Below are 244 nucleotides of genomic sequence, written 5' to 3'. Positions count from 1 at the left end.
GCGCCTGCCGGGCCGGCGAGGTCGTCCCCGCACCCGTCCCAAGCATCTCGCCGGCGACAAGGCTTACAGCTATCGACCGGTGTTCGCCTATCTGCGCGGACGCCGGATCAAACCGGTCATCCCGCCCCGCAAGGGCGGCAACATGGGACAGGGCTGCCCGCAAGCATTCGATCCTGATCTTTACCGCAGGCGCAACGCGATCGAGCGCTGCGTGGGATGGCTGAAGGGCTGCCGCTCCATTGCC

At 67.6% G+C, this 244-nt stretch carries 1 protein-coding gene; it reads left to right on the top strand.

All coding sequences use genetic code 11. The features are described from left to right. Nucleotides 1–4: 4 nt before the first annotated feature. A partial coding sequence (locus tag ACSNOK_RS35795; protein WP_436784830.1) for a transposase occupies nt 5–244 on the top strand: 240 nt, incomplete at its 3' end.

The organism is Streptomyces sp. URMC 126 (assembly GCF_051386555.1).
Taxonomy (GTDB): domain Bacteria; phylum Actinomycetota; class Actinomycetes; order Streptomycetales; family Streptomycetaceae; genus Streptomyces.
This window is presented reverse-complemented; position numbering and strand designations above follow the sequence as displayed.